Genomic DNA, 8,929 nt, shown 5'->3' with positions numbered 1-8,929 from the left:
CAATTGAATAGCTTTGATAGGTGTTGATTAGGTTTGAGCAGGATTTATATAACGGTTAATCGTCAACTGTCATACTATAGCTGTCGCCAGGTGTTTTAGCACAGAAACTGAACATAAAACTTAGACACTGAGAGAGTTTCAAGCCTGTTCCCTGTTAAGATCTCCCTGTTCCCTGTTAAGAGTTCCCTGTTAAGAGTTCCCTGCTATAACTTAATTATGAATGGTGAGGCACAACCACCTCTAAGCTAGACCACCGTTCGCGTAGGACTCCAGCAAGCGATCGCAAACCCCATACTTCACCACGACGATGACCAACGGCGATGACACCAATTTTTGTTTCTAGCAATGCTTGTTCAGCAGGCTGCCGTAACTGTCCGGTAATGTAGACATTAGCACCGCGAGTTGCTGCTTCACGCACGAGCAAGTCAGTCATTGCACCAACAACAGCAACTCGTGTGACTTCAGCGCTTTGGGCTGCACGTACCTGCTCGTGTCCAGCAAAGATTTGATTGACACAATGACCAAAATGTGCAAAGCTTTGAGTCGGAATCTCTCCAATCATACCGATTGCTCTGCCGTCCTTCTTTCCCAGCACTTCTAAACTAGACATTCCCAACACTTGTGCCAATCTGGGATTAAAAGAAAACGTCAAGCGCTCATCAAATGGTAAATGATAAGATATAACACCGATATCTGGTGACAGTTGTTCTGGTTCAAGTTTCCAAGGACGATGTAAGAACAGTGCATCTAAATGTTGAGTGTTTGTCCATTCCTGTAACTGCGCACACGGTTCTAGTACCAAGCCCAAACGTCTAACAGGACGTGTTGAAGGCAAATATACACCACCTCTTTCCTCTTGAGAGTAGCGCTCAACAGCAAAGAATTGGTCTAGAAATTCTGCTATTTCTTGTAAAAGAATCAAGTTGCTTCCAGTGATCATTCATAATGTCTTATTATGAACGTTCAACGATTAATTCTTAATTTTATGTTTTTTGTAAGCAATAACAGAAATCATATTTATAAATCTTAAAATTTATACAATAGCAACCAAACACTTAACCAAAAAATAGCGGCAATTGTCTAAATATAACTAATGAGAGATGCTTAATAATCTGACAATAGGTAACAAAATAGGTGCAAGCGTTGGATTTGGGTTAATGATGCTTGCCGCTATTGGAGTTGTTTCATACCAGGCGACAAACAATCTTATTGAAACCTCTGGCTGGCAAACCCATACCTACCAAGTACTTGGGGATTTGAATAATTTAAGGTCTCAGCTAAAAGATACTGAGGGAGCACAACGTCGTTATCTGCTGACAGGAGAAAAAAGTGAGCTACAATCTTACAACAGTGCGATTCCAGCTGTTGAAGAAAGTCTCAAATCCCTGAGAAGATTAACGGTAGATAACCCTAATCAGCAGCGTAGAATTGATGCTCTCGATCCAAAGATTAAACAAAAATTAGCGATAATGCAAAGCTCGATTTCCTTGCGTGACAGTCAACCATTAGATGCTGTCAGGCAACAGGGATTGACGGATAATAGCAACAATTTGACGAATGAAATCCGTCGCCTAACTTTAGATTTGGAAACAGAAGAGAGGAATTTATTAGAACAGCGCTCTAGGCGGACTCAAGCAGCAACCCATCAAGCAATGAATACTATCACTTATGGTATTCCTCTAGCTTTTTTACTCTTAACTTTAATTGGTATTTATTTAACTAGGAACATTTCTAAACCTCTCCAAGAACTCTCTAAAGTCACAGAAAAGCTGGCAATAGGAGACTTATCTGTGAGTACGACTGCTAACAATCGCCAGGACGAAATTGGTGTGTTATCGCAGGCGTTTAACGAGATGGTTGCCAATTTACGCGAGACAACTAAGACAAATAGTGAACAAAATTGGTTAAAGTCTAACGTGGCTAAATTTAGCCAGATGCTGCAAGGTCAGAGAAGTTTAGAAACTGTCGCTAGCATGATACTGTGTGAACTTGCCCCATTGGTTAATGCACAACAAGGTGTTTTCTACATCATGGACTCTGTTGATGAACAGCCAATGCTCAAGCTTATCGGTAGCTATGCATACCAACAGCGGAAGCATCTGTCGAACCAATTCCGCTTAGGTGAAGGACTGGTGGGACAATGCGCTCTAGAAAAACAAAAAATTATACTCACAGATGTCCCAAGTGACTACATTCATATCAGTTCTGGTTTAGGCGAAGCCAAACCATTAAATATTATTGTGTTACCTGTGCTGTTTGAAAATCAGGTGACAGCAGTGATTGAGTTAGCTTCTTTTCAACGCTTTGGAGAGATTTCTCTGATTTTCCTAGAGCAAGTTACACAAACCATAGGTGTGGTATTGAACATAATTGCAGCCGATATCCGCACTCAAGAACTCCTCCAACAATCCCAAGCTTTAACGCAACAGCTACAAATTCAGCAAGAAGAACTTAAGCAGAGTAATCAGATATTAGAAGAACAGACCGAGACGTTGCAAGCATCGGAAAAACTCTTGAAGCAGCAGCAGGAAGAGTTGCAGCAATCTAACGAAGAATTGCAGCAGCTAAACGCCGAGATAGAAGAAAAAGCCGAGCTACTATCAATACAAAAAAAGGAAGTTGAACGCAAAAATCAGCAACTGGAACAAACAAGCCAATCATTGGAAGAGAAAGCAGAGCAACTAGCGCTATCGTCAAAATACAAGTCAGAATTTCTGGCGAATATGTCCCACGAATTGCGGACACCGCTCAATAGCTTATTGATTTTGGCGAACTTGTTAGCAGATAACGTTGAGGGGAACCTGAGTGCAAAACAAGTAGAATATAGCCGTACAATTCACTCAGCCGGTCGTGACCTTTTGGTGTTAATTAACGACATTTTAGATTTGGCAAAAATTGAATCTGGAACTATGTCAATTAACATTAACCAGATGTTGTTTCTAGAATTGCGCGACAACATAGAAGGTACATTTAGGCAAGTCGCTATTGACAAAAAACTTTCTTTCACTATTGAATTGGCTCCAGAACTGCCAACAACAATTGAAACCGATGTAAAATGCTTACAACAAGTGTTGAAAAATCTGTTAGCAAACGCCTTTAAATTTACAGAGCGAGGAGAAGTCAGCTTACGGATGTTTGTGGCAAAGCAGGGGTGGAGTTCCGACCAGGAAACTTTGAATGGTGCAGCTACGGTTATAGCCTTCGCTGTCAGGGATACGGGTATAGGTATTGCCTCGGAAAAGCAAAATATTATTTTTGAAGCATTTCAACAGGCAGATGGCAGCACTAGTCGTAAATATGAGGGTACAGGGCTAGGCTTGTCAATTAGCCGTAAAATCGCCCATCTGTTGGATGGCGAAATCAAACTTGAGAGTCGCTTAGGTCAGGGGAGCACGTTTACGCTTTACTTACCCCAAGCAGGAGGACAAGAGGATAGGGGGACACGGGGAGCCAGCACTGCGGGAGGGTTTCCCTCCACAGGTGTCTGGCGTAGACAAGGAGAAAGAGGAGTAACACAAGGAAAGAGCAACACAGTTTGGGAAAGTTTTCTCACTGCGTCCCTTACTCCTTCACTCACCCCAAACTCCAAAGAAGATACGCGAACACCCGACCTCCCCACTCCCTTGATTGACGATAGAGGTAACATCCAACCAGGAGACCGCGTACTTCTGATTGTCGAAGATGATCTCATGTTTGCGCGTATCCTTTTAGATATGGCACGACAAAAAGAATTTAAGGTCATCGTCGCCCATAATGGCAGTACGGGTTTGGCGCTGGTACAAAAATTTCAGCCTTCAGCAATCATTCTAGATATCCGCTTACCAGAAATCGATGGTTGGACAGTGCTCGATCGCCTCAAGCATAACCCTTCTACCCGTCATATCCCAGTGCATATTATGACAGTTGAGGAGGGGCGACAGCGGGGGTTGCAACAAGGGGCGATCGCCTATCTGCAAAAGCCCGTTAGTAATGACGCGTTGCACCAAGCATTGACGAAAATAAAAGGTTTTGTGGACCGCAGTGTAAAGAATCTGCTAGTCGTGGAAGATGACTCCACTCAACGGTACAGCATTGTGGAACTGATAGGTAACAGCGATGTTGAAACGACTGCTGTTGGAACGGGAGCAGAAGCACTAGCGGCGATTCGCTCACAGCATTATGATTGTGTGGTGCTGGATTTAGGACTGCCAGACATGAGCGGGTTTGAGCTGATTTCACAAATTAAGCAGCAACCAGATGGTGAAGCATTACCCATCATCGTCTACACTGCTAGAGAACTAACTAGAGCCGAAGACACTCAACTGCGACGCATTGCAGAAACGATTATTGTCAAGGATGTGCGTTCACCCGAACGTCTACTCGACGAAACCGCTTTGTTCCTGCATCGAGTGCAAGCAAATTTGCCGATACCTAAACGACAAATGCTCGAACAATTGCAATCGTCTGATCCCGTACTCGCAGGCAAAAAAGTGCTGATTGTCGATGATGATGTGCGTAACATCTTCGCCCTCACAAGTATGCTTGAGCGTTATCAAATGCAGGTTTTGTATGCCGAGAACGGTAAGGATGGCATTGAAGTCCTGCAAAATAACCCAGACGTTGATATGGTTTTGATGGATATGATGATGCCAGAATTAGATGGTTACCAAACAACTCGTCTGATTCGGCAAAACAATCAATTTAAATCTTTGCCGATTATTGCTCTGACTGCTAAAGCTATGCAAAGCGATCGCGACAAGTGTATTGAAGCTGGTGCCTCCGATTATATTTCCAAACCTGTTGACACCGAGCAGTTGCTTTCTCTTTTGCGCGTTTGGCTATATCGATAGTGTTCCGTATACCGCTTCTAAAAGTCTGGACAAAACTACCAACAAGTGGATAAATCTGTACAAACTCAACTCCACGGTGTAAGTTCGCACGGGTTAGAAGCGCCTTTCGGCTTGGTTCCATCGCTCCATAACTCAGGTTCCTTGACCACTAATCCCCAGTTAGAGATACTGAAATGAATTTCGGTATGAGACTTAAAAGTATTCAGTTGTTGTTAGTGGCGCACAAGCCCCAGAACGAGCTTTTTAACCTTCACAGTTAACTAGGCGTATCTATCGGATGTGAATCAAGCCACCGTTCAAATGATACCATAAATACCTGGACAATTCGGGAAACTTTTTCTAGTTATTTTCAGATTTTAAGTTACAGTTTCTTACCCCTCTCTCCCTCATCACCCCTTCATTTTGGCGAAGAAAGATTCATACTGAGCCATTGTTTGCTGGGATAAAGGAAGTAAAAAATCACTTTTATCAAAAACTTTAGGATTAATAACTAACAGGCTACGTAATGGTTTTTGAAAATCAGACTCAGCAATATTTGTAGGAATTGGTGAATTTGTTTTAGTCAGTAAAGATATTTTTTTAGCAACGTCACCCTTTAAACAAAAATTTATCCATTCATATAACAAAGATTGCCTATCTTGACTTGCAGGAGTTACCCATACATCTGCCGAAAGTGCAGTTCCTGAGTCAGGAACCACTGTGGCAAGTTCTGGATAGCGTCCAAGAAATGGTGCGATATCGTTTGACCAACCAACTGCTAACCAAGTATCCCCAATAATCAGAGGTTCCAAGTATCTAGTAGAATCATAAAATTTTACCTGTTGATTTAATAATTGCAATTCCTTTTCTAAATTTGGAACTGTGTCTAAGTTTTCTGTGTTGTAAGATTTTCCCAGCTTTTTTAAAACTAGACCAATGACTTCCCGTGGTTGATTTAAAAGAGAAATGCGCCCTTGCAGTTTCTCATTCCATAAATCACTCCAATCTTTCGGTGTCCAACCTAATTCTTGGAACTTATCTCGACGATAAATTATCACCGTACTACCCCAACGATAAGGAACAGCCCAAACGTTTCCTTTGGAATCGACAAGACCTTTGTCGTTACGCGTTACCAATTCTTGCCATTTTTTGGGCAAAGCAGACCACTGTTGTATCTTTGTCACATCCAGTGGTTGTATGAGTTTCTTCTCAATTGCATAACTTATCCAGTAATCTCCCAAAGTGACTAAGTCAGCTTTGGTAACTTTTTGAGATTTCGCAAATGGTAAGAAGCGACGCCATCCTCCCTCATCAGTGGTCTTCGTTTTCTTCTGCCAAGTTTGCAATTTTTTAAATAAATCCTCTAATTGCTCTACAGGAGTAAACTTTAATTGCATTTTTGGCTGCAAACGGCTAAATTGATTAACTACCTGACCAGGGATAGAACCTTGCAATATTTCCACGTTTAGCACCTGTTTGTTGTTAGCACACCCAACAAGCAGTTGTGAAAGTGCGAGTGTAGTTGTACCTAGCAAAAAAGACCGTCGCTCCATTGATTTTGACTTTTAGCTTGGAAAAGCGTTAGTAGTATCAGTTTTACAAACCTAAGTGTAGCAAGAATTAAGTTAGACCATTCCAGGGGATGAGTTAAACATATCTCTGTTGGTTGATTTATAGTTTTTATTTTTATCTGAAAAAATATTTATTTTTAGGTCATACTAGTCAATATCGCTGATTGTCAGAGTTTCTTGACAATTTTATTTGGAATTTCCTTTTTCAATTTGATACTGGTGTAAGCTATTAGTGATCTTTTACCTAAGTAATTATTCACAAAAACAGCCAGTATTGAGTACGGAGTCTCTCACTTTTTGTTTTACAGTCCGCTCCGAAAAACCTATACAGTTTCTAACCCTAAAATCAAAGGCGTTGAGGTAAAGGTTTTACGTCGTGAATTGATTTCTGGCAAAAAACAGGTTTTTGTCGCTTAATCCAGAGCATTTATCACCAGAGGTTTACTAAGAAATTAACACGACGATTAGCTTTAGATTCCTACACACTCAGCACTAAGAAAACGTGAAGCGCAAGTATTTCTCAAACAAATCCGCAAAATTAATTTTTGTCAATAAAAATTGATACTAAGATTTGTAGAAAATATGTAGATATATTTAAAATTAAGAATTTAAGTATTGCATTTCAACGGAACATATTAAAAGTTAAAAAAATCATAAGTATAGTTAACGTGGTCAATAGATTGAATACTATAGAGAAAATAAGCGGATGAGAGTATTCAATGGAGCCATTACAAAAGCAGGTCCTAACTCTGGGTAACAAACTGGATGCCCTCTCTGAGGTGATTTCGCAGCTTGATAGTAAAGTTTCTCAAGCAATATCAGAAGGCTGCCTAGTGAAAGCACAAGAGGCTAAGGATAATTTACTGGAGAATAGCGAAGCAAGGCGCTATCAGTTAAAAGGGCAAAGCAGTTTCAGTTCAGAGCTTGAACATAAGGACGTCATCACAGATGGCATTTATCCAGATAGCACGAATTTTCAAGGCGGAGAGAAAAGTTTAACACCAGAAATTCAAATCCAACGGCTGACAGCGCAATTAACAGCAGCATACAATCGCATTGCTGCTTTGGAAGAACAATTACTGCTCAAAAGAATTCATTCTTAACCAACAAAGAACTTAAAACTCCTCCCATAGGAACTCAGCTTGAAGGCTTCTACACCGTTTTTAGCTAATTTCATTGCATTCTTGTTCGATTTACGCTTGAATTCAGCGTGTTTTGTGCTCGACTATATGAATTCTCACCCTTGGCTTTTAGACATGGGATCATTCTGAATTCTGACTTCTGTATTCTGACTTGTTTTGATATTGCTCTAATTGGTCTTCAATTGCTTGCAAAAGTTGATGTTGCTGCCAACCTCGGACTAGATGAGCAGCGATACAAGCCCCTCCTGCGCCGACACCTTCTTTTACAAAACCCTGCTCGTAGGCCCTAAGTTGGGGATAACGGGAATCAGCAAAACTCAGTTCAGTCGCTAGTAGCGGTGGAGTCACTCCGTCAGGAGTTATGTTGCTCTGACCAACTAGCTGCGCTAGTTCAATTGTGCCCCCCGTGAGGTCTTCTGCTACCCAACGGGTTGTTCCTATAACGACTTCTTCCGGTCGCCAGGATAAGGCGTAAACTTGAGCAATGGCACTGATTAGAGCATATACTGCTAGCATTTGTGTTCCACCAGCAAGCAAAACGCCACAACTGCGGCTAAGAGCGATCGCCATCCCAGCGACTACAACTTGCATGGGATCGCCCACAGCTGCAACTAACTTAAGGGGATCAATTACGGAAGATGAGGGGATGAGGGAGTGAGCGTTTCCTTTCCTCTCTCCTTCCCTCATTCCCTCCTTCACTCCTATTTTTTCCTCTTCCCCAACTTCTCTATTCCTCATCTTCTCCAGCCCAGCCTGCACCACTGCCCACTTTTGCCCGTGATTGCAAACTGGGTGAGAGCTGTTAACCTTTCCGACTGCTGGTATGCCTAAGCCAGTTAAAATTGCTAGGGCGGTTGTCGTTCCTCCTACAACACACTCGCTCAAAATTAAATACCGATTTTGGAGTTCTCTACCCAATCGTTCTCCCCAAACCAGCCCCTGGTTGAACAAGTGGTCTACCGTTGCCAGTTCCATAGCAGCGCCTTGACTTAAACACCCAGCTGAATAACCACCTAAATCAATCGCTGGAACAGCAGGGGACTGAGGTAAACCAGCATTGAATAAATAAACTGGAATATTTAGCGCCTCAACCACAGCGCGAGAAATAATAACGGGGGACGCCCCAGCCGCTAACGGCGGTAGAGAATACTTGGGTTTATGTTCTGCACCATAATATAAAAACTCAGCATCTGCACAAGCAGTGTATTTTCTATCCTCACAAGTACGACCAGCTGCGGAAATTCCAGGAATCAAACCAGTTTCAGTAAATCCTAAAACACAAGCAAATACGGGTAAACAACCGCGATATTTGCTCATCCATTCTTGAGCCTGGTCAATCTGAGTATAAATGCGAATAAACTCATTGGTCATTATTAAAGAAACACAGGGGTGTAGGGGTGTAGGGGTG

General features: G+C 41.9%; 5 protein-coding genes. 2 read left to right on the top strand and 3 right to left on the bottom strand.

The features are described from left to right. Positions 1-214 precede the first annotated feature (214 nt). Positions 215-940 (bottom strand): Nif3-like dinuclear metal center hexameric protein, encoded by a 726-nt coding sequence (locus tag DP116_RS24610; RefSeq protein WP_169157658.1) that lies wholly within the window; start codon positions 938-940, stop codon positions 215-217. A 160-nt stretch (positions 941-1,100) separates the two neighbouring features. On the opposite strand from DP116_RS24610, the gene DP116_RS24605 reads away from it, so the two are divergent. Continuing rightward, positions 1,101-4,829, top strand: coding sequence for a response regulator (locus tag DP116_RS24605; RefSeq protein ID WP_169157657.1), 3,729 nt, complete (start codon positions 1,101-1,103; stop codon positions 4,827-4,829). Positions 4,830-5,218: 389 nt separating this feature from the next. Here DP116_RS24605 and DP116_RS24600 read toward each other — a convergent pair whose 3' ends face one another. Beyond that, a complete protein-coding gene (locus DP116_RS24600) occupies positions 5,219-6,361 on the bottom strand; it encodes an extracellular solute-binding protein (protein ID WP_169157656.1) in 1,143 nt (380 codons plus the stop codon). A gap of 737 nt (positions 6,362-7,098) precedes the next feature. Here DP116_RS24600 and DP116_RS24595 point away from each other — a divergent pair. Then, the gene (locus tag DP116_RS24595; protein WP_169157655.1) at positions 7,099-7,482 is read left to right on the top strand and encodes a hypothetical protein; all 384 of its coding nucleotides are present in this window, start codon (positions 7,099-7,101) and stop codon (positions 7,480-7,482) included. Between the two features lie 159 nt (positions 7,483-7,641). On the opposite strand, the gene DP116_RS24590 is transcribed toward DP116_RS24595, so the two are convergent. Further along, positions 7,642-8,892, bottom strand: a complete 1,251-nt coding sequence (locus tag DP116_RS24590) for a nicotinate-nucleotide--dimethylbenzimidazole phosphoribosyltransferase (RefSeq protein ID WP_169157654.1) — start codon at positions 8,890-8,892, stop codon at positions 7,642-7,644. Between the last annotated feature and the right edge of the window lie 37 nt (positions 8,893-8,929).

The organism is Brasilonema bromeliae SPC951 (assembly GCF_012912135.1).
GTDB classification, from domain to species: Bacteria; Cyanobacteriota; Cyanobacteriia; order Cyanobacteriales; family Nostocaceae; genus Brasilonema; species Brasilonema bromeliae.
Note: the sequence above shows the minus strand (reverse complement) of the source record. Positions and strands in the feature narration are given on the sequence as shown.